The 20,854-nt window shown below is 65.9% G+C and carries 19 protein-coding genes; 10 read left to right on the forward strand and 9 right to left on the reverse strand.

Features of this window, described 5'->3' with window-relative positions; translation table 11 throughout:
* Positions 1–22: 22 nt before the first annotated feature.
* Positions 23–1,321, reverse strand: coding sequence for a NupC/NupG family nucleoside CNT transporter (locus tag FLG15_RS03825; protein WP_008573564.1), 1,299 nt, complete (start codon positions 1,319–1,321; stop codon positions 23–25).
* Positions 1,322–2,223: 902 nt separating this feature from the next.
* On the opposite strand from FLG15_RS03825, the gene FLG15_RS03830 reads away from it, so the two are divergent.
* From FLG15_RS03830 to FLG15_RS03850, 5 genes are all read left to right on the forward strand, one after another.
* On the forward strand, positions 2,224–3,192 hold the full coding sequence (locus FLG15_RS03830) for a potassium channel beta subunit family protein (protein ID WP_057677924.1): 969 nt from the start codon (positions 2,224–2,226) through the stop codon (positions 3,190–3,192).
* A gap of 159 nt (positions 3,193–3,351) precedes the next feature.
* Positions 3,352–3,591, forward strand: a complete 240-nt coding sequence (hemP, locus tag FLG15_RS03835) for a hemin uptake protein HemP (protein ID WP_003485179.1) — start codon at positions 3,352–3,354, stop codon at positions 3,589–3,591.
* A gap of 266 nt (positions 3,592–3,857) precedes the next feature.
* Positions 3,858–6,089, forward strand: coding sequence for a TonB-dependent hemoglobin/transferrin/lactoferrin family receptor (locus FLG15_RS03840; RefSeq protein WP_057677921.1), 2,232 nt, complete (start codon positions 3,858–3,860; stop codon positions 6,087–6,089).
* Between the two features lie 5 nt (positions 6,090–6,094).
* The gene (locus tag FLG15_RS03845; protein WP_057677920.1) at positions 6,095–6,727 is read left to right on the forward strand and encodes a hypothetical protein; all 633 of its coding nucleotides are present in this window, start codon (positions 6,095–6,097) and stop codon (positions 6,725–6,727) included.
* A 29-nt stretch (positions 6,728–6,756) separates the two neighbouring features.
* Positions 6,757–7,680 (forward strand): DUF6607 family protein, encoded by a 924-nt coding sequence (locus tag FLG15_RS03850; RefSeq protein WP_150145565.1) that lies wholly within the window; start codon positions 6,757–6,759, stop codon positions 7,678–7,680.
* Positions 7,681–7,806: 126 nt separating this feature from the next.
* Here FLG15_RS03850 and FLG15_RS03855 read toward each other — a convergent pair whose 3' ends face one another.
* The 7 genes from FLG15_RS03855 to FLG15_RS03885 all read right to left on the reverse strand — a co-directional run bounded on the left by FLG15_RS03855 (position 7,807) and on the right by FLG15_RS03885 (position 15,290).
* A complete protein-coding gene (locus tag FLG15_RS03855; RefSeq protein WP_031421165.1) occupies positions 7,807–8,160 on the reverse strand; it encodes a DMT family protein in 354 nt (117 codons plus the stop codon).
* Positions 8,161–8,239: 79 nt separating this feature from the next.
* Complete coding sequence (locus tag FLG15_RS03860; protein ID WP_057677918.1) at positions 8,240–9,124, reverse strand: ABC transporter permease; 885 nt, start codon at positions 9,122–9,124, stop codon at positions 8,240–8,242.
* On the reverse strand, positions 9,121–9,954 hold the full coding sequence (locus FLG15_RS03865) for an ABC transporter ATP-binding protein (protein WP_057677917.1): 834 nt from the start codon (positions 9,952–9,954) through the stop codon (positions 9,121–9,123). Before FLG15_RS03865 ends, FLG15_RS03860 begins: the two co-directional genes overlap by 4 nt.
* 3 nt (positions 9,955–9,957) lie before the next feature.
* A complete protein-coding gene (locus tag FLG15_RS03870) occupies positions 9,958–11,004 on the reverse strand; it encodes an ABC transporter substrate-binding protein (RefSeq protein ID WP_057677916.1) in 1,047 nt (348 codons plus the stop codon).
* A gap of 40 nt (positions 11,005–11,044) precedes the next feature.
* Positions 11,045–11,962, reverse strand: coding sequence for a TauD/TfdA dioxygenase family protein (locus FLG15_RS03875; RefSeq protein ID WP_057677915.1), 918 nt, complete (start codon positions 11,960–11,962; stop codon positions 11,045–11,047).
* Positions 11,963–12,210: 248 nt separating this feature from the next.
* Positions 12,211–14,694, reverse strand: coding sequence for an ABC transporter permease (locus tag FLG15_RS03880; RefSeq protein ID WP_150145567.1), 2,484 nt, complete (start codon positions 14,692–14,694; stop codon positions 12,211–12,213).
* Positions 14,691–15,290, reverse strand: coding sequence for an ABC transporter ATP-binding protein (locus tag FLG15_RS03885; protein ID WP_020372742.1), 600 nt, complete (start codon positions 15,288–15,290; stop codon positions 14,691–14,693). The genes FLG15_RS03880 and FLG15_RS03885 overlap by 4 nt, the downstream gene beginning before the upstream one ends.
* A gap of 109 nt (positions 15,291–15,399) precedes the next feature.
* Here FLG15_RS03885 and FLG15_RS03890 point away from each other — a divergent pair, with 109 nt between their 5' ends.
* The 3 genes from FLG15_RS03890 to FLG15_RS03900 all read left to right on the forward strand — a co-directional run bounded on the left by FLG15_RS03890 (position 15,400) and on the right by FLG15_RS03900 (position 18,291).
* The gene (locus FLG15_RS03890) at positions 15,400–16,068 is read left to right on the forward strand and encodes an arylesterase (RefSeq protein WP_170922310.1); all 669 of its coding nucleotides are present in this window, start codon (positions 15,400–15,402) and stop codon (positions 16,066–16,068) included.
* A gap of 91 nt (positions 16,069–16,159) precedes the next feature.
* A complete protein-coding gene (locus tag FLG15_RS03895; protein WP_002811889.1) occupies positions 16,160–16,873 on the forward strand; it encodes a response regulator transcription factor in 714 nt (237 codons plus the stop codon).
* 146 nt (positions 16,874–17,019) lie between these two features.
* Positions 17,020–18,291, forward strand: a complete 1,272-nt coding sequence (locus FLG15_RS03900) for a sensor histidine kinase (RefSeq protein WP_017157324.1) — start codon at positions 17,020–17,022, stop codon at positions 18,289–18,291.
* A 421-nt stretch (positions 18,292–18,712) separates the two neighbouring features.
* Here FLG15_RS03900 and FLG15_RS03905 read toward each other — a convergent pair whose 3' ends face one another.
* Complete coding sequence (locus FLG15_RS03905; protein WP_057680060.1) at positions 18,713–19,414, reverse strand: SGNH/GDSL hydrolase family protein; 702 nt, start codon at positions 19,412–19,414, stop codon at positions 18,713–18,715.
* A gap of 182 nt (positions 19,415–19,596) precedes the next feature.
* Between FLG15_RS03905 and FLG15_RS03910 the strand changes: the two genes are divergently transcribed.
* Both FLG15_RS03910 and FLG15_RS03915 read left to right on the forward strand, forming a co-directional pair.
* The gene (locus FLG15_RS03910) at positions 19,597–19,977 is read left to right on the forward strand and encodes a diacylglycerol kinase (protein WP_017157322.1); all 381 of its coding nucleotides are present in this window, start codon (positions 19,597–19,599) and stop codon (positions 19,975–19,977) included.
* A 96-nt stretch (positions 19,978–20,073) separates the two neighbouring features.
* Positions 20,074–20,700 (forward strand): LemA family protein, encoded by a 627-nt coding sequence (locus FLG15_RS03915; protein WP_057680129.1) that lies wholly within the window; start codon positions 20,074–20,076, stop codon positions 20,698–20,700.
* Positions 20,701–20,854: the final 154 nt, after the last annotated feature.

The raw sequence follows: 20,854 nt of genomic DNA on the forward strand, positions 1-20,854 counted from the left end.
ACGCCGATGAACCCGCACCGCCTCAACCGAAATGCGACAGCACACCGGCAATGGTAGCGGTCATGAAGGTGGCGATCGAACCGCCGAGCACCGCACGCAGGCCGAACTTGGCCAGATCGTGACGACGTTCCGGCGCCAGCCCGCCGATCCCGCCGATCTGGATCGCGATCGAGCTGAAATTGGCGAAGCCGCACAGCGCGTAGGTGGCGATCAGGCGGCCCTCGGCGCTCAGGCCCACGCCCGGCACTTCGCCCTTGACGATGCGCGACAACTCGCTGTAGGCGACGAACTCGTTGATCACCACCTTCTGGCCGATCAACGAACCGACCGTGGTGGCATCCACCCACGGGGTGCCGATCACCCAGGCGATCGGCGCCAGCACGTAGCCGAAGATCGTCGACAGGTTGGTCGGGCGGCCCAGCAGCGCGGCGGCGCCGGTGACCTCGCCCAGCCAGGTCAGCGGTGCGTTGATCAGCGCGATCAGCGCGATGAAGGCCAGCAGCATCGCGCCGATGTTCAGCGCCAGGCGCAGGCCGTCGCCGGCACCGGCCGCAGCCGCATCGATGACATTGCTGGTGGTTTTTTCCACTTCCATCTTCACCGTGCCGCGGGTCAGCGGAGTGCCGGTTTCCGGCACCAACAGCTTGGCGACCACCAGCGTGGCGGGCGCGGCCATGATGCTGGCGGCCAACAGATGCTTGGCATAAAACGCCTGCTGCGCCGGATCGCTGCCGCCGAGCATGCCGACGTATGCAGCCAGCACGCCACCGGCGATATGCGCCATGCCGCCGATCATCATCGTCAGCAGCTCGGACTGGGTCATCTTGGGGATATACGGGCGCACCGTCAGCGGCGCTTCGGTCTGGCCGATGAAGACGCTGGCGCACACGCTGGTGGTTTCCGCACCGGAAACGCGCATCACCTTGGTGATTGCCCACGCCATCGCACGCACCACCATCTGCATCACGCCCAGGTGGTAAAGCACGCCCATCAGCGCCGAGAAGAAAATGATGGTGGGCAGCACCTGGAACGCAAAGATGAAGCCGTAGCTGTCGATGTTCATCAGGTTGCCGAAAATGAAGGTGGACCCCTCATTGACAAAACTCAGCACCTTGACGAAGCCCTTGCCCAGCGCGTCGAACACGTCGCGCCCGCCCGGCACCAGCAACACCAGTGCGGCGAACGAAATCTGCAGGGCCAGACCGGTGGCGACCAGCTTCCAGTCGATCGCGCGGCGGTTGCTCGAAAACAGCCAGGTGATGCCGATGAGCACCGCCAGACCGAACAGGCCGAAACCGATCCTTCCCAAACCTTCGACCATTCCAATCCCCGGGCTGCTGATGGCAAAACGGGAAGCCTAGAGCAGGGGGTGACAGGGGGCAAGGCGAGGGGCATTCAGATGGCCTCGGTCGGCCCACAGACGAGAGGCGGCGGGCTCGGGCAGGCCCGCGTTGGCGCGCCGTGGGACCGTGCTTGCGCAAAGTCGGGAGTTCGCTTGGACGAGGTGGCGGCATTTCACAGCGTGGCGGCGCGGCTGGTGGCTGTCGTGGCCGCGCCCGGATGAGGTGTTCACCGTCATGCGTCAGCGTTCGGGGGAACTGCCGCGCAGCCTGCAGTGGCTGAAGCGCGTGATTCGATCTACTGCTGCGACTGCTACGGCTGTCGTTGCTGTATCCGCTTCATTGGGCGGGGTGTCTCTGGCGCAGATGGCCTGGGACTGTTGGCGTTTGTGCGCGAGTGCTGCTGACCGCTGCACGCATATCCGCCGGCGTCATGCGCTGGTGTATCCAGGCACGGTGCCGCATCCGGTGTCGGGGCACGCCGTCAATCCGTCCATGCGGCTGGCTGGCGCATGCATGCCACCAATGGCCCCGCCCTGGTTGCGACGCCACACGCTGGCGATTTTGCCTGTCGATCGGCAAGCAGTCGCTGCAGCAAGGCGTCGCGCCTGTCACCTGTGGATTGATGGTGACGCATCGCGCATGTAGGTGTGGAAACGCCCATGCAAGCCGAAGCATTCGGTGCAGGTAACCACCAACGGCAGACCAACACCGACGCAAGCACCGATCACGGTGCATGCGCAGTGCAGGCGGTGCTGCGAAGAGACAGTCGATCCGAGGAGAGGCCGATGCACCGCGCCGTACACGCCGCGCGCTGTGCCTGCCCGACTACACTGCGCACTCCGGTCCGGGGCAGGTGCCCTGGAGGTTGTGGGAGTTCGCCATGCTTTACCGTCGTCTGGGTTCCACCGGGCTGCAGCTATCGGCCTTGTCGTTCGGGGCCTGGGTCACCTTCGGCAAACAGATCGGGCGCAGCGAAGCGCGCAATCTGATTGCCGCCGCCTGGGACAACGGCATCAACTTCTTCGATAACGCCGAGGTCTACGCGCGCGGTCGCGCCGAGGAAGTGATGGGCGATGTGATCGCCGATCTGCGTTTGCCGCGCGATGGCTTTTGCGTGTCGAGCAAGGTGTTCTTCGGTGCGGTCGACAGCCCGCGGCCGACCCAGCGCGGGCTCTCGCGCAAGCATGTCACCGATGCCTGTCACGCCGCGCTCAAGCGCCTGCGCGTGGAGTACCTGGATCTCTATTACTGCCATCGGCCCGATCCGGAAACCCCGATCCAGGAAACCGTACGCGCCATGGATGCGCTGATTCGCCAGGGCAAGGTGCTGTACTGGGGCACGTCCGAATGGAGCCCCGCGCAGTTGCGCGAGGCCATCGCCATTGCCGAACGCGAACATCTGCATGCGCCGGCGATGGAACAGCCGCAATACAACCTGCTGCACCGCGAGCGGCTGGAGCACGAATACGCCCCACTGTGCGAGAACGGGCTGGGCACCACGATCTGGTCGCCGCTGGCCTCGGGCCTGCTGACCGGCAAGTACAACACGGGCGTGGAGGCCGACAGCCGGCTGGGCCAGCCTGGCAACCAATGGTTGCAGGACGAAGTGCTGGGCGCGCCTGAAGCGCGCCGGCTGGAGCGCGCCCGCGCGTTCTGTGCGGTGGCGGCCGAGCTTGGCCAGTCGCCGGCGCAGTTGGCCATCGCCTGGTGCCTGCGCAACCGGCATGTGTCCAGCGTGATCCTGGGCGCGAGCCGGGTCACGCAGCTGGAAGAAAACCTCGGTGGCCTGGACACCCTGGATCAGGTCGATGACGCCGGCTGGGCGCGGGTGGAGTCGAGCACGCGCTGAGCCTGGGTTGATCGAGTGCTGCGGTGGATGTCTTGTGGCGGTCGCCGCAGCTGAGAACAGCGACGCCATCGTTTTGATTTGTGCCATGAATCGAAAATCAGGAAACGATTTAAAGATCAGGTGCCTCAAATGAGAATGGCTCTTGATCATTAAATGAGAATGGTTATTATTTGTCTGGCCAACCGACTGGAGAACCAGATCATGACCGCTCACCCCGTGCTGCTTCGCTCCGAACCGGTCAATCTGCGCGACCGCGCCACGCCGCGTGCCGTGCCCGCCGAAGACCTCATCAGCAGCGAGGCGCTGCTCAAGGGCCGGCGTGAAGTGCTGATCCAGCACGGCGATCGCGTCTATCGCCTGCGCCACACCAGCAACGACAAGCTGATCCTGACCAAGTAATTCCAGCCACGAGCTGGGCTGCGCACAGCCATTGTGCGCAGCCGCTGCCGCAACGCTCATCGTGCGCCTTGAGTGCCGATGACGCGATCCTGCTCCGCGCGCAACGCTCGATGGCCATCGCATCCCATCTCGCCGCACTCGCTCGCTGCGTGTGCGCAAAGATCGCAGCGGGCGCTGCCGCCGCCGCCCGCCACTCAACTCCCTCTTCCCTGCCGCGCGCGGCCTATGCCGCAACGCGCGCTGCCGGGGACGCGTAAAGGTTCCTGATGATCCGCCTGCATCCGCTGGTGGTCGCGCTGTCGCTGGCGCTGCCTGCTATTTCCCTGTGTGCCCGTGCTGCCGAACACGATGCCGGAGCGGAGGCTGCGCGTGAGGTGCACGACTTCGAACGGCTACAGGTCACCGCCACACGCACCCAGCGCGCACTGGTGGATGTGCCCAGCACGGTGGATGTGATCGATCGCGAACAGCTCGACAACCAACTGGTGCGCGAACTCAAGGATCTGTTCCGCTACACGCCGGGCGTATCGGTCACCAGCACCAGCGGCCGCTTCACCGGTGCCAGCGGCATCCGCATCCGTGGGCTGGATGGCAACCGCGTGGCGATGTTGGTGGATAACGTACCGGTGCCGGACAGCTTCAGCTTCGGCAGCTATCTCAACGCCAACCGCAACTTCGTCGACCTGGAGACGCTCAAGCGCGTGGAAGTGGTGCGCGGACCGGCCAGTTCGTTGTACGGCTCGGACGCATTGGGCGGTGTGGTCGCCTTCGTCACCAAGGATCCGTCGGACTATCTGAGCGCCGCCAAGCACAGCTACGTCGGCCTGAAGTTCGGCTATGAAGGCGACTGGAACGGTCTGTTCGCCGGTGCCACCGGCGCGTTCGGTGGCGAACGCTGGAGCGGCATGGTGGCGGTGAGTCATCGCCAGGGCCAGGAGGCGCAAAACCAGGGCGATAACCGCAGCCGCGATTTCACCCGCACCGCGGCCAATCCGCAGCGCATCGATGGCCGCAGCGTGCTCGCCAAACTGGTGTATGCCCCAAGCGCGCAACAGCGCTTCAAACTCACGGTCGAAGGCAACGAAGACGACGGCAGCATCGATGCATTGACCGGCGTCGACACGCGTAGTCCGACGGCGTCGCTACGCATCCTGTCGCAGGAAGGGCGCGATCATCAGACCCGTGCGCGGGTTTCGCTGCGGCACGAAGTCGATGCGCTGGATTCCGTGTTGGCCAACGATCTGCAGTGGCAGCTGTATCGCCAGGACAGCGAGAGCCTGCAACGCACCAACGAACTGCGCGGCAACAACACGCGCCGGCATAACGAGCACACCTTCGATCAGCGTGTTTACGGGCTGCTGGTCAACGCGCATAAAGCCATCGACACCGACATACTCAGTCACCAGATCACCTATGGCCTGGATGGCACCTGGACCGATACGCGGGCCAAGCGCGACGGCTATTCGGTCAACCTGGCCAATGGCATGGTGAGCGAGCGCGTTGGTCAGGACGCGTTTCCGGTGCGCGATTTCCCGATGAGCGAAACCACCAAGCTGGGGTTGTATGCGCAGGACGAAATCGGCTTGCTCGATGGGCGCTTGTCGCTGACCCCGGGTGTGCGCGTGGATTATTTCCGCCTGTCGCCGCAGGTGGACGCCATCTTTCGCGAAGACAATCCGGGCGTGGCCGTCGAGACCATCGATCAAACCCAGCTCTCGCCCAAGTTCGGCGGGGTGTGGCGGTTCTCCGATGCATGGTCGGCGTACGCCAACTATGCGCATGGCTTCCGTGCGCCGCCGTACAACGACGTCAATATCGGCTTTACCAATCTGCAGGCGCGCTACACCGCCATCGCCAATCCGGACCTGAAGTCGGAAACCAGTCGCGGTGGCGAACTGGGGCTGCGTTTCAACGATGCGGTCGGCTATGTCGGGCTGGCCGTGTACTACACCGATTACCGCAACTTCATCGAATCGTATGCGCCGGCCGGTGTGAATGCCGACGGGCTGGCGCTGTTCCAATCGCGCAACGTGGACGATGTGGTGATCAAGGGCGCAGAAGCACGCGCGGGGATCGATCTGGGCGCGCTGGCCGGTTGGCAGGGTTGGTCGCTCAACAGCGCCGTTGCCTATGCAGAAGGCGACAACCTCACCGACAGCACGCCGCTCAACTCGGTCGACCCATTGCGCGGCACGCTCGGCGTGGCCTTCGACAGCGATGCCTGGGGGGCGGAATTGATCGGTACCTTGGTGGCCCGCAAACGGCGCCCGCAGCTGGATAGCTATTACGTACCGGCCGGCTACGCCACGCTGGATCTGATGGGGCATTGGGAATTCGCGCCCGGCGCCAAGCTCACTGTCGGCGTGTTTAATCTGGCCGATCGCCGTTACGTGGACTGGAACGCGCTACCCAACGGCACGCTGGCCAGCAGCACGGTGCTGGACCGCTTCACCGGCGCCGGGCGTACTGCCTCGGTCAGCCTGGCCGTGAGCTGGTAGCGGCCATGCCCAACCTCCGCGCAATCCCGTTGCCCCTGCATGCACGTGCTACCCGCGCGGCACTGCCGCGACCACAGCAGTTAGCGGCGCTGGGGACGGTGCTTTGCCTGTATCGGCCCACGTTGGGCAACGAACTGGATGGTTGGCAGCACGCAGTCGCTGCAGCCGCGTCCCGTCGGGTGGACAGCGATGGCGTGCACGAAAGTATCTGGTTCTTCGATGCGGCAGGACACTGCTGCTGGCGGCTCTGCCTGTTGCCCGACAGCGATTTCCTGGGCTGGGACCGCCTGGTCTCGCGACTGCCGCCACTGCCAATGGATACGCACGCGCTGGGCGTCGGCGAACGGCTATGGCGCCGGCTGGCCGGACGCATGCGCGGTGATGCATGGCGCGTGAGCGCACTACGCTTGCAGCCTGCGGCCAGCCGCGATCACCCCATCACCGCCAGCCTGGTCACTGTCTCTGCACTGGGCGCCGAGGTTGCTGCACGGCTGGCACGCGAAGAGGGTATCGACGGCCGCGTGCTCGTGGACGACTGTTGCTGCGCCCGCGCTGCGGCACTGCGTACTACCGCTGCAAACGCATGCGGTTCCGATCCCACCGACATGACGACGTCGCTGCTGCGCTTGCGCCGTTGACCTCCCCACGGTCACAACCGAGAGTTCCAATGAGCCGACTGTTTCCCCGCTGTATCGCCGCCACGCTGAGCCTGTTGCCGTTGATTGCCGCCGCCGATGCCCAGCGCGATCGGCAAAGCATCCTGGCGATGCAGGGCGAGTACGCGGTGGATTTCGCGTTCGACGAAACCGTGCTGCTCAAGCCTGGCTACGAGCGTGCATCGGCCATGCGCAGCGGTGCCAGCGAAGTGGTCATCGTGGTGGAGGATTCGCCGCGCAAGCTGGTGCTGCAGCATCTGCTGGTCGACGAAAAGAGCGGGCATGTGACCAAGCATTGGCGGCAGGACTGGACCTTCGAGGCACCGCAGCGCTTCGAATTCACCGCCGAGCAGACCTGGACGGTGCATGCGCTGGCGCCTGCCCTCACCCGCGGTGCCTGGACGCAATGTGTGTATGAAGTCAGCGACGCGCCGCGCTATTGCGGCACCGGCCGCTGGGACTACGCCGATGGCCACCCCACCTGGACCAGCGATCCGAGCTGGCGCCCGTTGCCGCGGCGCGAGTACACCCGGCGCAGCGACTACAACGCGCTGTCGGTGATCAACCGCCACACGCTCACGCCGAATGGCTGGACCCACGAACAATTCAACACCAAGGTGTTGCGCAAGCCCGACGGCACCCAGGAAGCGATCGCACGCGAGTTCGGCTTCAACGATTACCGCAAGACCACCGAGGTGAACTTCGCCCCGGCCTACGCGTACTGGAAAGGCACGCAGGGGTATTGGGCCAAGGTGCGCGCGCGCTGGGCCGCATTCCTGCAAACACCACCGGGCCTGCATCTGAAAACCAAGCCGGACGGCATGGCGATGATCGTGCCGATGTTCGAGCAGGCCGAGTCAGTGCAGAAGGGCAAGCGGGTCAAGGACACGCAAATCGATGCGGTGTTCGCGCAGTGGGTCGAACCGGCGAACTAGGCACCCCGACGCCGTAGGAGCGCACCCGGGCGCGATATGGCATTCCCGGTAAGGCCCATCGAGCCGCGGGAGGCTCTTGCGAGGTCGACCCCGGGTACGCTCCTACGAGCGAGACGGCGCTTGCCTTTATTCCTTGAACATCAGAAGCGCGGCCACCAGGATCAGGCCGAACGCGGCCCAATGGTTCCACTTCAGCGACTGCCCCAGGTAGAAGGTGGAGAAACCGGCAAAGACCAGCAGCGTGATCACTTCCTGCATGCCCTTGAGTTGCGGCGCCGAATACACCGCGCTGCCCAGACGGTTGCCAGGCACCTGCAGGCAGTATTCGAAGAACGCGATGCCCCAGCTGACCAGGATGGCGATCATCAGCGGCGTGGTCTTGTACTTCAGGTGCCCGTACCAGGCGAAGGTCATGAACACGTTGCTGGCGATCAGCAGCAGGACCGGGTACAGGTAGGCGGTGAAGGGGGCAGTGGGCATGGCGGCGAGCGGCAGAGAACGGGGGCCGAAGCATAAGCCAAGCTCGTTAAGCGCACGCGACCGTGCCGCCGGGCTCGCTCTAGCGCAGCATGCCCCAGCGGCGCACCGTGGGCCGCTCGATCGCCTGGAACACCACGCCCTCCACCAGCAGTCCCAGCACGATCACCATCGCCAGCCCGGCGAATACCTTGTCGGTGTAAAGCTCATTGCGGTTCTGGAAGATGTACCAGCCCAGGCCGCCCTGGCCGGAGGTGGCGCCGAACACCAGTTCGGCGGCGATCAGGGTGCGCCAGGCGAACGCCCAACCGATCTTCAGCCCGGACAGGATCGCCGGCAGCGCTGCCGGAATCAGCAGTTGCGCCACATAGCGCGGGCCGCGCAGGCCGTAGTTGCGTCCGGCCATGCGCAGCGCGTCCGGCACCGCCTGGAAGCCGGCGTAGGTGGTCAGCGCCAGCGGCCACAGCACCGAGTGCACCAGCACGAACACCTGGCTGCCGGTGCCCAGCCCGAACCACAGCAAGGCCAGCGGCAGCAGCGCAATGGCCGGCAGCGGGTTGAACATGGCGGTCAGCGTGCCGAGTACATCGCGGCCCCAGCGCGTGGAGGCGGCCAGTGCGGTCAGCACGAACGCCAGCAGCACGCCCAGCGCATACCCCTGCGCCAGCACGCGCAACGAGGCACCCACCCGGCGCAGCAGTTCGCCCGACAGCAGCCCGTCGTAGAACGCGTGCGCGGTCTGGACTGCGCCGGGCAGCATCAGGTCGTCGCCGACCAGCCGCGCGGCGATTTCCCATGCCGCGACCAAGACCGCCAGCACCCATGCCTTGCGCAGCCATGGCGGTGCCTGCCGACGCGTGGGCGTGGTCGCGGCAACCAGGGCAGGGTCCAGCGGCGTCAGCGCCACTTCGTACTCGGGCCGTACCGGTGGAATCGGCGGCAATGCGCTTGCGGTGTTGTCGCTCATGTCAGCGCCTCGCGTTGACGCAGGGACGGGCGACGCAACGGTGCCACCTTGTCGTCGTCCAGCGTTTCGTCGGGCAGGTCGAACAGCAGCCGATGAATGCGTTGCGCGGTCTGCTGGAACGCCACGCTGCCGGCACTGTGCGGGCCAAAGGCATGCGCGTTGAGTTCGGCGCGCACCTGGCCCGGGTGCGGCGACAGCAGCAACACGCGGTTGCCGACCACCAATGCCTCTTCGATGGAATGGGTGACGAACAGTAGCGTGAAGCGCAATTGTTCCCACAATTCCAGCACCTGCTCCTGCATGCGCGAACGCGTCAGCGCATCCAGTGCCGCGAACGGTTCGTCCATCAGCAGGACACGCGGGCGCATCGCCAGGGCGCGTGCGATGGCCACACGCTGCTTCATGCCGCCAGACAAGGTGTGCGGGTAGGCATCTGCAAATCCGCCCAGCCCGACCTGCGCCAGACTTTCGTCTGCCCGCTCGCGCGCTTCGGCGCGACCGAGTTTGCGCGCCGCACGCAGCCCGAACACCACGTTCTCGCGCACGGTTTTCCATGGCGCCAACTGGTCGAATTCCTGGAATACCACCACCCGGTCCGGCCCAGGACCGGTGACCGCATGACCGTCCAGACGGATCTGTCCTTCGCGCGGGGCAACGAAACCGGCAACCGCCTTGAGCAACGTGGATTTACCGCAGCCTGAAGGCCCCAGCAGCACGAAGCGGTCGGCTTCGTGCACGTCGAAGCGCACGCGATGGGTCGCGCGCACCACGCGCTGGGCGGAGGCATATTCCAGGCTGAGCTGATCGATCTGCAGCAGGGGCATCGACATCGCTCAGCTCCCGCCCGCAATCAGCGGGTCGTCGAAAAAGTAATCGCCCACCTTGCCCGGCGCCTGCTTGATCGCCCCGCTGTGCTGCATGAACTTGCCCAGCCCCAGCGTGTTCTGCGGTGCCACGGTGAACTGCACCTTGGGGTCCTTGAGGATCTGCAGCACCAACGCGCGGTCGATGCCCGAGCCATTGCGGCGCAGGAAAATGTCTGCCGCCTGCTCCGGATGGGCAGTGACGAACTTCGCTGCCTGGTCCAGGGCCGCGACAAACGCGCGGTAGGTCTTGGGATTGTCCTTGCGGAATTTTTCGGTGGCATACAACACCGTTGCCGACGACGGCCCGCCTTCGATCTCGTAGGAACTGGTGACGATATGCGCGGCCGGGTTACGCGCCAGTTCCTGCTCCTGAAACGGCGGGCTGGCGAAATGCGCGGTGATTTCGGTGCGGCCACGGATGATCGCCGCGGCGGCATCCGGGTGCGGCAACGCCACCTGCAGCGCGTCGAGCTGATGGGTGCCCTTGTCGCCCCAGCGTTGTTGCGAGGCATGCTGCAGAAACCGCGACTGCACCGAGACACCCGTTGCCGGCACCGCAATGCGGTCCCTTGGCGTGAAATCGCCGATGGACTTGATGCGCGGAGCGTTGCTGATCAGGTAGTACGGGAAATTGCCCAGCGATGCGACACCACGGACATTCTGGCGGCCGCGCGTGCGGTCCCAGATCGTGAACAACGGCCCGACACCGGCACCGGCGATATCGATCGAACCGGTCAACAACGCATCGTTGACTGCCGCCCCGCCGGAGAGCTGCAGGAACTGCACGTCGATATCCACACCGGCGGCCTTGCCCTGCTGTTCGATCAACTTTTGGTCCTGCGCCACGTCCAGCAGCAGGTAAACGATGCCGAATTGCTTGGCGATCCGCAGCGTGCCTTCGGCCTGCGCCTGCGCGCTGTGCACCAGCGGCAGCGCGGCCAACACCAGCAGCGCGATGCGCCGCGAAAAACGCCGGCGCGGCGCAGGAGCGTGGGAAGAGACAGTCAAACGCATGCGGCGCTCCAGTCGAGAAGGGGAGGGAACAGGTGCAGGCTCAGAACGGCGCATCGCCTTCGATGGTGGTGCGGTTGAGCCGACGGCGCAGATGATCCGGCGTGCCCGCAGCCAGATGCATCACCGAACGGTTGTCCCAGAACACCATGTCGTGCGCCTGCCAGCGATGCCGATACACCAGCGCAGCATGCGTGGAGTGTTCGAACAACCTCTGCAATAGCGCGCGGCTCTCGTCCTCGGACAAGCCGACGATGCGAGTGGTGAAATGCTCGCTGACGAACAGCGCCTTGCGGCCGGTTTCCGGATGCGTGCGCACCACCGGGTGCTGCACCGGGGTGACCTCGGCAATCTGCTCCGGGCTCAATGCCGGGCGCCACGGATTGCGGGCGCGCAACTCCTCGTACTTGGCCAGATAGCTGTGTTCGGCACGCAGGTCCTGCACCGTGCGTTTGAGCGATTCGGGCAGCGTTTGCCATGCCAGGTGCTGGTTGGCAAAGAGGGTGTCGCCGCCTTCGCTGGGCAGCTCCTGCGCATGCAGCAGCGATCCCAGGCTCGGTGTTTCCTTGTAGGACAGATCCGAGTGCCAGTAATGCCCGGCATCGCCCAGCCCGATCGGCTCGCCGTTCTCCTTGATGTTGGACACCACCAGCACTTCCGGGTGCCCGCGCAGTTGAAAGTTGCGCAGCACGTGGATCTGCAGCGGCCCGAAGCGACGGCTGAATTCCACCTGCTGCGCCGGTGTGATGCGTTGATCGCGAAACACCAGCACGTGGTGATCCAGATACGCACGGTGGATACGCGCGAAGGTGGCCGCATCCAGCGGTTGCGCAAGGTCCAGACCGATCACCTCGGCGCCCAGCGGAGCGTCGAATGGCACGATCCGGACGCTGGAGGTCTGCACGGGGGAAGACGCATCGCGCGGCGTGTGCACACGCGTTGCGGAAGTGATGCTGGCCATGACGTGGCACCTCGACGGCAACGAAAGGCCGCCTGGGCCGGCGGCCGGACACACCACTCTAGGCAGTCGTGCCACCGCTGCGAACGTACGATTTGCAAGGTACTTATGCGCTGCAGACATATGCAGCGCTCACCGACGCGCGAGGCCTCTCGCGCCGGTCGCCACAGCGTCCGTTGCCTGGCGTGCAGCACCGCCACCAAGCCACCCGCCGCATGCCGTTACCCGCATGCGACGGGTGTTACCCGCACTTACTCGCTCCGCAATGCCAGCGCCGGCGGCGTGGACAGGATGCGCCGGGTGCCCGACCAACCCGCCAACAGACTCAACGCCAACCCGAACGCGCCGCCGAGCAGCAGGCGCGGCCAATCGGGCGTCAACGCCATCTCGAACGCCTGCTTCCCCACGACCGCGCCGATCACGGCCGCAGCGGTCACCGCCAGTGTCGCCGCCAGCACGCCGAGCGCGCCGAATTCCACCAGCACCGCCCCGCGTAACTGGCCACGGCGTGCGCCCAAGGTGCGCAATACCGCGCTATCGTAGCGGCGTTCGCCGGCGGTGGCCTGCAACGCGGCCAGCAACACCAGCACGCCGGCCAGCAGGCTGAAGCCCATCACCAGTTGCACCGCCTGTGCCACCTGGTCGATGACCTCGCGCACGCGGCCCAGGATGGCATCGATATCCAGCAGCGAAATGTTCGGATAGTCGCGACTCAGCGCCGCCAGCTTGGAGGCATTGCCCGGCGGCAGGTGGAAGGCCGAAATCAGGTTGTACGGCGCATCGCCGACCGATCCTTGATTGAGCAGCAGGAAGAAGTTGACCCGGAACGAATCCCAGTCGGCCTTGCGGATGCTGGTCACGGTGAACGTGCGTTGCTGCTCGCCCAGCAGCAGGGTGATGCGATCGCCCAGCTTGAGCTGGCAGCGCTGTGCCCAGCCTTCTTCCACCGAGGCTTCCGCCGCGGTGCTGTCGGCCGCCCAGAACTTGCCCTGCAGCAGCGTATTTGCCGGCGGAAACGCGTGGCGCCAGGAAAAATTCACCGGGCGGTTGTCGCCGTCGCCATCGTCGGCCGGGTCGCGGTCGCCACGCACCGGCGGTTTGTCGTTGATGGCCACCAGGCGCCCGGTGGAAAACGGCTCCACGGCCGCATCATTCACCCCCAGGCCGCGCAGCGTCTGCAGCACCGGCTGGGTTTGTTCGGGCTGGATGTTCATCAGGAAGTAGTTGGGCGTGTCTGCCGGCAGGCGGTCGCGCCATTGAGCGAGCAGGCCCGGGCCGACCACTGCCAGCAGCAACAGCGCGCACAACGACAGCGACAGCCCGACCAGTTGCACCACGCTCAGGCCGCGGCGCCGTGTCAGCGAGGCCAGGCCCAGTTTCCAGGCACCGCGCAGGCGGTGCTGGATCGGCCGCAGCAACGCGAGCAGGCCCAGCCCCAGCAACATCGCCACCAGTGCCAGCGCGGCCAGGCCGCCCAGCACCCAGCCGGCCAGCACCAGATTGCCGGTGGCATAGACGGTGAGCGCGAGCGTGGCGGCCAGTGCTGCGCCGTACACCAGCAACGAGCTGGGCGGCACGGCAGCAAAGCTGCGGTTGAGCACGCGCATCGGCGGCACGTTGCGCAGCCGCAGCAGCGGCGGCAGGCCGAAGCCCAGCAACAGCACCAGGCCGATGCCTGCACCGGCCAGGGCAGGGGTGGCCTGCGGCAGCGGCAGCCGGTTCGGGATCAGGCTGCCCAGCGCCTGCACCAGGCCTTCCTGCGCGAGCATGCCAAGCCCGATACCGACCAGGCAGGCCGGAATCGCCGTCAGCAGCAGCTGCAGCGACAGCATCGCCAGGATGTCGCGCTGGCGGGCACCCAGGCAGCGCAAGACCGCCACGGTGTCGATGCGTCGCATCGCGAACCGGTTCGCCGCCAGCGCAGTCGCCACGCCGGACAACAGCACGGCCAGCAATGCCGACAAGGCCAGGAAACGGCCGGCGCGATCGAACGCTGCACGCATGCCGCGTTGGGTGTCTTCGATACCGACCAAGCGGTACTCGCTGGCGCGGGGTTTCAACCAGGCGCGCAGATCGGCGATGGCATCCGGTGCGCCGGCGAACATCAGCCGATAGGAAGCGCGGCTGCCGGGGCCGAGCAGGCCGGCGCCGTCGATATCGGCGCGATTGACCAGCAGCGGCGGCGCGAGCTGCATCAGCTCACCGGAGGCATCGGGCTCGGCGCGCAACACGCCGGTGATGGTCAGATGGCCGGCACCGAATTCCAGCTGCTCGCCCACGTGCAGGCCCAGTGTTTCGAGCAGGCGCGGATCGGCATAGGCCTGGCCCGGCGGCGGTGCGCTGGCGGCGCGACCTTCCGTGCCGGTGCCGTCCCTGGACACCAGCAACTGCCCGCGCAGCGGGTAGCCGGCGCCGACGCCGCGGATATTGGCCATCTGGCTGGCATCGCCATGGAACAACACGCTGGGGAAGCTGACCATGCGCGTGCTCTGCAGGCCGCGCCGTTTGGCTTCTTCGGCAAAGTCGGCCGGGATTTCCTGCCGCCCGGTCACGCCCAGGTCGCCGCCAAGCACTTCGGCCGCGCTGGAGGTCAGTGCGAGCGTCACCCGGTCGACCAGGGTGCCCACTGCGGTCATCACCGCCACGCCCAGCACCAGCGCGGCGAACACGGTCAGCAGGTCCCCGGCCAGGAATTCGCGGCGCACCGCGCGCGCGGCTTGTCGCACGACGTTCATGCGGCCGGACCGGTCTGTGCGTGCAGGCGGCCGCTGTCGATGCGGTAAATATGGCGACAGCGCTGCGCCAGCGTCATGTCATGCGTGACCAGGACCAGCGTGGTGTCGCTGGTGGCGTTGAGCGCGAACAGCAGGTCGCTGATCTGCGCACCGGTGGCCTGGTCGAGGCTGCCGGTGGGCTCGTCGGCGAACAGGATGCGCGGGCGGGCCACGAAGGCGCGCGCCAGCGCCACGCGTTGCTGCTCGCCACCGGACAGCTGGCGCGGATAATGCCGCGCACGTGCGCTCAGGCCCACGGCCTCCAGCACCTCGCGCACCCGCGCCGGATCCTCGCGCCCGGCCAGTTCCAGCGGCAATGCGATGTTTTCTTCGGCAGTCAGCGCCGGCAGCAGGTGAAAACTCTGGAACACGAAGCCGACGTCGCGGGCGCGTAGCGCAGCGCGCGCTTCTTCGTCGAGCTGGCCCAGGTCCTGGCCCGCCAGCGCGATGCTGCCGCGGCTGGGCAGGTCAAGCCCGGCCAGCAGGCCGAGCAGGGTGGTCTTGCCGGAACCGGACGCGCCAACGATGGCGATGCTGTCGCCTTCACTGACCGTCAAGCTCACGTTGTCGAGGATGTGGAGCGTTCCCTCCGGGCCACTGACGGACTTGCCGACCTCGCGAACGTCGATGGCGGTGCGGGTGCTGGAGCGGGGGGCCAGACTGTCGATGAGGAATCTCCGAATGCGTGAAAGAACACTGCGATATGGCGTACTGGCCCTGTGGCTGCTGACACTCTCCCTGCTTGCGCCGGGGATTGCCTCTGCCAAAAGTCCGGTCGCCACCGCGCCGATCCTGGTCGTCGGCGACAGCCTGAGCGCTGCGCACAACATCCCGGTGCAGTCCGGCTGGGTGACCTTGCTGGACCAGCGCCTGAAGCGTGACATGGCGACGCCCCCGGCAGTCGTCAATGCCAGCATCAGCGGCGAAACCACCTCCGGCGCGCTGACCCGGCTGCCGGGCCTGCTGGAAAAGCACCGCCCCGGCGTGGTGGTCATCGAGCTCGGCGGCAACGACGCGCTGCGCGGGCTGACCCCGGCCCAGCTCAAGGGCAACCTGGAAAAGATGATCCAGCTCAGCCAGCAAGCCGGCGCCAAGGTGCTGTTGCTCGGGATCGACGTGCCGCCCAATTACGGCCCAGCCTACCGCGAGCGGCTCAAGGCGACCTATGCGGACCTCTCCAAACAGTACAAGACCGCGCTGGTGCCGTTCTTTTTGGAGAAGGTCGCGCTGCAGCCTGGCCTGATGCAGGCAGACGGCCTGCATCCCACCGCCGCCGCGCAACCGAAGGTGCTGGAGACGGTATGGCCGGCGTTGCGCCCGCTGCTCGGCCGCTAACGACGGGGCAGCGCAAAACGTTATCCAGTCTTCACGCCCTTTCCACCGTCGATCCGGCATTTTTCACAAAGCTGAAGACCGAGGAAAGTCCATGCGTCAGACCAAGGAAACGTCCGGCCTCGTGCTGGTCGTCGAAGACAACCGCAATATCTCCGAAATGATCGGCGAGTACCTGGAAGGCCGTGGCTTCGAGGTCGACTACGCGCAGGACGGCCTGGATGGCTACCGCCTTGCCGCGGAGAACAGCTACGACGTGGTCGTGCTGGATCTCATGCTGCCACGCCTGGACGGCATCGAAGTGTGCCGCCGCCTGCGTAACGACGCACGCAAGTCCACCCCGGTGTTGATGCTGACCGCCCGCGACACGCTGGACGACAAGCTCACCGGCCTGGGCTTTGGTGCCGATGACTACCTGACCAAGCCGTTCGCAATTCAGGAACTGGAAGCGCGCCTGCGTGCCCTGATCCGCCGCGAGCGTCGCCAGGTGGGCTCGGAAGTGCTCAAGGTCGCCGACCTGGTGCTGGACCCGGTGAGCATGCGGGCCACCCGTGCCGGCACCGAGCTGCAGCTCTCGCCGATCGGCCTGCGCTTGTTGACCATCCTGATGCGCGAATCGCCGCGCGTGGTCACCCGCCAGGAAATCGAGCGCGAAATCTGGGGCAACGGCCTGCCGGATTCGGACACCCTGCGCAGCCATCTGTACAACCTGCGCAAGATCATCGACAAGCCGTTCGACCGTCCGCTGCTGCACACCGTGCAGAGCGCCGGCTATCGCATCGCCGACATCGCCCAACCGATGGCGTGATGTCATGTGCCGGCCGCCGTTCTGGCGGCCGGCTGCCTGCGGTGCAGGCGCTCGCGCGCCGATCGATCTCCTGTGCCGCCGGCTGGTTGCACGAAGGACTCACGGAAGCGTTGCCTATACTCCGGCGCTCTTCCCTGGATGCAGCAATGCCACACGGGCTCCCGAGAAAAATACGTCTCGCCTTCCTGCTGCAGGTCGCGCTGGCGAGCCTGGCGCTCGTGCTGGCCGGGTATCTGGTGTCGTTCGTCATCAAATACAGCCTGGTGCGCACCGTGCTCGCCGACGAAGCCGTGCATTTCTGGCAGATGCAAAAGAGCGTGCCGGACAACCGGCCACCGAATACGCGCAACATCCAGGGCTATTTTTCGCCTGCCGGTGCTGCCCCCGCCGCTGCGCCGGCCGCGCTGCGCCACCTGTCTCCGGGTTTCAGCGAAGTGGCTGCTGCCGATGCGCTGGTGTATGTCGATCAGCGCCCGGAGGGGCGGCTGTATCTGGTGTTTCCGCGCTCGCGTGCGGCGCATCTGACCTTGTGGTTCGGTGTGGTGCCGGCAATCGTGGTGCTGGTGGCGATCTATGGCGTGTCCTGGTTCACCTATCGGGTTTCCAAGCGGCTGGTCTCGCCCATCAGCTGGCTGGCGCGGCGTGTGTCGCATTGGGATCCGCGCAACCCGGATGTGGACGAACTGGCTCCGGAGCGGCTGCCTGCCGAATTGCAGGGCGAAACACGCCAGCTGGCCGCCGCGCTGCATGCGCTGGGGCTGCGCGTCAGCGAGCATGTCGCGCGCGAACGCAATTTCACCCGCGATGCCAGCCATGAATTGCGCACTCCGCTCACGGTGATCCGCGTGGCCAGCGACATGGCCTTGGCCGACGACGAATTGTCCGCACGCACGCAGCGCAGCCTGCGCCGCATCCAGCGTGCCGGCCACGATATGGAAGCGGTGATCGATGCGTTCCTGATCCTGGCGCGCGAGGCAGAGATCGACCCGCAAAGCGAAAATTTCGATGTGGCCGAGCTTGCCAGCGAAGAACTGGAAAGTGCGCGCGAACTGCTCGGCGACAAACCGGTGTCGTTGCGCATGGTCGGCGACCGCAGCCTGCAGATGTTTGCTCCGCCCAGGGTCATGCGGGTGGTGCTCAGCAATCTGTTGCGTAACGCCTGCGCGTACACCGATACCGGCAGCATCGAGGTCGAGGTGACCCACGACCGTATCGTGGTCCGCGATACCGGCATTGGCATGAGCGAAGAGGCGCGTGCCCGCGCGTTCGAACCGTTCTTCCGCGCCGATCCCACCCGCCCGCAAGGCACGGGGCTTGGCCTGTCGATCGTTCGTCGGCTGTGCGATCGCTTCGGCTGGCGTATCGAACTGCAGAGCGAAGCCGGGGTCGGGACGTCAGTGGCGGTGATCGTCGCCTAAGGCGGTACTCGGGGGTCCTGGCGCGTGCTGATAACGCCCTGCTGCCGGCCAATAGCCAGGCAGCATGGCAGGAAGACGACGAACGGCTGCTGCACGTGCGATTGGCTAACTGCTTCAATCACTTTACTGGCCGCTCGGTAGCCGGAACGCTCGACGTGGTGCCAGCAGTGCAGCGCCCGGCGAGTGCACTCCTGCAGCGTGTTTAGCGACGTTGCAGATGCTTGGCATCGCCGGTATCTCTCGCGCACCGCAAACGCCATCGCCGCGGCCGAAATCGCAGACGCCTACGGCAGTCGTGTGTGAGAACAGGGCCGGCAGCCTGCCGCCACGATAAAAACGCGCTGCCATGGAGCGGCAGCCAACCTCGCGCCTGCAGCCGGCCGATCCGGCGACAGGCGTGCCGGATCGGCTCGGTTGCGTTCTAGCGTTGTTCCAATACCGGTGCCACGACCTTGCGCCAGATCGCGTACCCATCGGCCGTCATATGCAGCCTGTCGGCGCGGAACAGTTCTGCGCGCGGCTTGCCGCTGGCGTCGAGCATCGGAGTGTAGATGTCCACGAAGTCCACCCGCGGCAGCGGGGCGAGCGCGTCCTTGATCAGGCGGTTGGCCGTGATTACCGCCGGCAGCAACTGCGCGCGCGACGGGCTGGGCTTGATCGACAGATAGCTGATGCGTGCCTCGGGCAGGTCGCGGCGTACACGTGCAACGAATGCCAGCACGTCATCGCGCACCTGTTCGGGCGTGCGGCCGCTGTTGAGGTCGTTGTCGCCGGCATACAGCACCACCTGGCGTGGCGCATATGGAATCACGATGCGGTCTGCGTACCAGGTGCTGTCGCGCACTTCCGAGCCGCCGAAGCCGCGATTGATCACCGGTTTGCCCGGGAAATCCTGCGCCAATGTCTCCCAGAACCGGATCGACGAGCTGCCGACGAACACGATGCCGTGCTTGGGCGGAGGCTGGCGCGCATCGCTCTCGGCGAAGCGTTGCATGTCTTGTTCCCAAGCGGCATTGGAAACCTGGGCCGGCACGGCCGGAGCGGTGTGCAGGGCGTCGGCGTACGCATGGCCGGACAGAAGGGCGAGGGCGCACAGCACGCTGCGCAGGCGATGGATGGTCATGCAGGAACCTTCAACAGTGAAGCGGGCTCCCATGGTGCGCCAGGCTGGAAGCTGAGGGCAAACCTGCCGGCAGCTGGCGGGGCGGGGCGCCACGGTGCAAGATTCGCACTTTCCCCAGCAGCGACCATGCCATGCGTTCGACTTGTTCCCCTCTTCGCCCCTGCGGCAGGACGCACTGACGCATGGCCGATCAATTGGGGCACGTCCCGCGCGGTCCGCGCCGCATGCTCAAGGCGGCGATCTGGTCATGGCAGGGATTGCGCGCGGCGTGGCTGCACGAATCCTCGTTCCGCCTGGAGGTCTGTCTGGCAGCCGTGCTGGTACCGCTCGGTCTGTGGCTCGGGCAGTCGGGACTCGAGCGCATTGCACTGATTGCACCACTCTTGATCGTGTTGGCGGCCGAACTGCTGAACTCGGCCATCGAAGCGGTGATCGAACGCTACGGCCCGGAACACCACATATTGGCCGGGCGTGCCAAGGACATGGGTTCGGCGGCGGTGTTCGTGCTACTGATCAATGTGCTGCTGTGCTGGGGATTGATCCTGCTGCCGCGGCTGTGGTGACGCGCGGCAGGCAGGGCGAACCGGGCGGGGAGGTGTGCATGCGGGCTTGACTTGGCACGTGGCATGCTCGGGCTCTCTTCCAACGGAATCGCCTGCATGCCTGTCCTGATTCGCGCCCTGGTGTTGCTGATCCTGACCGCGTCGCTGTCCGGTTGCGGCTATAACGCGATCCAGCAGAAGGAAGAAGGCGTCAAGGCCGGTTGGTCGGAAGTGCTCAATCAGTATCAGCGCCGTGCCGATCTGATTCCCAACCTGGTGCGAACGGTGCAGGGCTACGCCCAGCAGGAACGCCAGGTCCTGACCGAGGTGACCAATGCGCGCGCGCGCGTCGGCCAGATCCAGGTCAACGCCGATGACGAAGCGTCGTTGAAGCAGTTCCAGCAGGCACAAGGCGAATTGGGTAGCGCGCTGTCGCGGTTGTTGGTGGTCAGCGAAAACTATCCGCAGCTCAAGTCGGACCAGTCGTTCCGCGATCTGCAGGTGCAGCTGGAAGGCACCGAGAACCGGATTACGGTAGCGCGTGGCCGCTATATCCAGACCGTGCAGGACTACAACACCTACATTCGCTCATTTCCGCAGGTGATCACGGCCAAGATCTTCGGATATCAGCCCAAGCCCAATTTCAGCGTGGAAAACGAAGCGCAGATCTCGCGGGCCCCGCAGGTGGATTTCGGTACGCAGCAGGCGCCGCAGCAACAGCCCGTGCCGCGGCCTGCGCAGTAATCAGCTGCTCTACGTGTCCGGCGCCTGTGCAGTCGTCGCCAGCAAGCGCAGTACGCGCTGTCGAACGACGCACGGGCACCTGCCACGGCAACGCCTGCCAAGGTGCACATCGGTCCGAATCTGCAGGCCAGACCGACAGAGGCGAGCGCTGGCT

This window comes from Xanthomonas phaseoli pv. dieffenbachiae, assembly GCF_008639345.1.
GTDB lineage: Bacteria > Pseudomonadota > Gammaproteobacteria > Xanthomonadales > Xanthomonadaceae > Xanthomonas > Xanthomonas phaseoli.

Excerpts from the sequence above, each read along its gene's own strand:
- FLG15_RS03825 (WP_008573564.1), bottom strand. The coding sequence starts at position 1,321 with ATGGTCGAAGGTTTGGGAAGGATCGGTTTCGGCCTGTTCGGTCTGGCG.
- FLG15_RS03830 (WP_057677924.1), top strand. The coding sequence starts at position 2,224 with ATGCTTTACCGTCGTCTGGGTTCCACCGGGCTGCAGCTATCGGCCTTG.
- hemP (WP_003485179.1), top strand. The coding sequence starts at position 3,352 with ATGGTTATTATTTGTCTGGCCAACCGACTGGAGAACCAGATCATGACC.
- FLG15_RS03840 (WP_057677921.1), top strand. The coding sequence starts at position 3,858 with ATGATCCGCCTGCATCCGCTGGTGGTCGCGCTGTCGCTGGCGCTGCCT.
- FLG15_RS03845 (WP_057677920.1), top strand. The coding sequence starts at position 6,095 with ATGCCCAACCTCCGCGCAATCCCGTTGCCCCTGCATGCACGTGCTACC.
- FLG15_RS03850 (WP_150145565.1), top strand. The coding sequence starts at position 6,757 with ATGAGCCGACTGTTTCCCCGCTGTATCGCCGCCACGCTGAGCCTGTTG.
- FLG15_RS03855 (WP_031421165.1), bottom strand. The coding sequence starts at position 8,160 with ATGCCCACTGCCCCCTTCACCGCCTACCTGTACCCGGTCCTGCTGCTG.
- FLG15_RS03860 (WP_057677918.1), bottom strand. The coding sequence starts at position 9,124 with ATGAGCGACAACACCGCAAGCGCATTGCCGCCGATTCCACCGGTACGG.
- FLG15_RS03865 (WP_057677917.1), bottom strand. The coding sequence starts at position 9,954 with ATGTCGATGCCCCTGCTGCAGATCGATCAGCTCAGCCTGGAATATGCC.
- FLG15_RS03870 (WP_057677916.1), bottom strand. The coding sequence starts at position 11,004 with ATGCGTTTGACTGTCTCTTCCCACGCTCCTGCGCCGCGCCGGCGTTTT.
- FLG15_RS03875 (WP_057677915.1), bottom strand. The coding sequence starts at position 11,962 with ATGGCCAGCATCACTTCCGCAACGCGTGTGCACACGCCGCGCGATGCG.
- FLG15_RS03880 (WP_150145567.1), bottom strand. The coding sequence starts at position 14,694 with ATGAACGTCGTGCGACAAGCCGCGCGCGCGGTGCGCCGCGAATTCCTG.
- FLG15_RS03890 (WP_170922310.1), top strand. The coding sequence starts at position 15,400 with ATGAGGAATCTCCGAATGCGTGAAAGAACACTGCGATATGGCGTACTG.
- FLG15_RS03895 (WP_002811889.1), top strand. The coding sequence starts at position 16,160 with ATGCGTCAGACCAAGGAAACGTCCGGCCTCGTGCTGGTCGTCGAAGAC.
- FLG15_RS03900 (WP_017157324.1), top strand. The coding sequence starts at position 17,020 with ATGCCACACGGGCTCCCGAGAAAAATACGTCTCGCCTTCCTGCTGCAG.
- FLG15_RS03905 (WP_057680060.1), bottom strand. The coding sequence starts at position 19,414 with ATGACCATCCATCGCCTGCGCAGCGTGCTGTGCGCCCTCGCCCTTCTG.
- FLG15_RS03910 (WP_017157322.1), top strand. The coding sequence starts at position 19,597 with ATGGCCGATCAATTGGGGCACGTCCCGCGCGGTCCGCGCCGCATGCTC.
- FLG15_RS03915 (WP_057680129.1), top strand. The coding sequence starts at position 20,074 with ATGCCTGTCCTGATTCGCGCCCTGGTGTTGCTGATCCTGACCGCGTCG.